At 46.7% G+C, this 1,588-nt stretch carries 1 protein-coding gene; it reads right to left on the bottom strand.

The features are described from left to right. Positions 1-141 precede the first annotated feature (141 nt). Positions 142-1,566: a Ni/Fe hydrogenase subunit alpha gene (locus PX484_RS12565; RefSeq protein ID WP_149974281.1), complete on the bottom strand. Its 1,425-nt coding sequence runs from the start codon at positions 1,564-1,566 to the stop codon at positions 142-144. Positions 1,567-1,588 lie beyond the last annotated feature (22 nt).

Here is a 1,588-nt window from a genome sequence, read left to right on the forward strand (position 1 = left end):
CAGGTGGTCAACTACCTAATTTTCAGGGAAAAAGTACCTGAATTTTCCCCCCAATCACTCCAATGGTCGGCAATTTTTGAGAGAAAAAAAGTCTAAAAACCTTATCCAACAAGATTTTTAGATTTATTCAGCAAACCCTAATTAACCCCTTTGTCGAGTATTAATCACCTCACCGGCTGCATTAACTAACTCTAGCTGTAGCGGCATTTGTCCCATCGCGTGAGTGGAACAACTTAAACAGGGATCATAGCAACGAATACCCGCTTCCACCCGGTTTAACATCGCTTCGGGAATTTCGCCACCATGGATATAATGTTGGGCGATTTGTTTCACCGTTTGATTCATGGCCAAATTATTATTACCCGTGGCAATAATTAAATTCACCGTTTCAATTAAACCATTTTCATCCACTTTATAATCATGGAATAAAGTACCCCGGGGCGCTTCACTAACTCCCACCCCTTGCAGATTATTAATTCCCGCTTCGGCCCGGCAGCGTTGAGAAACTATATCGGGATCGTCGATTAAAAGTTCGATACGCTCTAAACAGCCTAAAATCTCCACTAAACGGGCATAATGATAGTAAAAAGAAGACGTCGCTACACCACCGACCCGATGGCGATATTCGCGTAACTCGATATCCGCTCCCTCCGTGCCAAAATGGGAACAAACATTTAACCGTGCCAACGGACCAACCCGATAGATACCGTTGGGATAACCGAGGGGTTTATAGTAGGGAAACTTTAAATAAGACCATTTTTCCACTGATTCGCCGATATAATCGCGATAATTGTCTTCGCTCAGGTTATCGGCCACAATATTGCCTTGACTATCGGTAAAACGAATATGACCGCCGTAGTGTTCCCACTCGTCCCGTTTACCGACCAATCCCATAAACAGGGAAGGGAAATTACCAAAAGCGGCGATTTCTGTGGTTAAATTGTCTAGAAGTCCTTTAAACAGGTTTAAAGCCCTGTAAAGAGTCGCTTTAGACTCCGGCAGTCGTTCTTTAATCCATTGTCGCCCTTCTTCGCTCAGGGGAGAACGCACACCCCCCGGGACAGACCAAGCGGGGTGAATTTTTTTCGCCCCCAAAAGTTCGATAACTTTCTGTCCAAATTGACGTAAACGGATACCCGCTCGCGCTAGGTCGGGATCGGCCGCGATTAAACCGAAAATATTCCGTTTGGCGGGATCACTTTCCCAACCAAGCAGAAAATCGGGACTGCTAAGATGGAAAAAGCTTAAAGCATGGGATTGGGTTAACTGTCCCAAATTCATCAAGCGCCGCAGTTTTTCCCCCGCGGGGGGGATTTGCACCGCTAGAATTTTATCACCGGTTTTGGCGGCACAAAGTAGGTGACTAACGGGGCAAATCCCGCAAATTCGGGCAGTAATTCCCGCCATCTCCCACATCGGCCGTCCCTCGCAGAATTTCTCGAAACCGCGATACTCGACCACATGAAAACGCACGTCATCCACTTCCCCCCCATCGTCAAGGAAAATCGAGATCTTGGCATGGCCTTCGATCCGGGTGACGGGATCGATAACGACGGTTTTAGTCATAGTAAGTCCTCATTGTTCAGGA

This window comes from Microcystis sp. M49636_WE2 (assembly GCF_030065375.1).
In the GTDB taxonomy this organism is placed as follows: domain Bacteria; phylum Cyanobacteriota; class Cyanobacteriia; order Cyanobacteriales; family Microcystaceae; genus Microcystis; species Microcystis aeruginosa_C.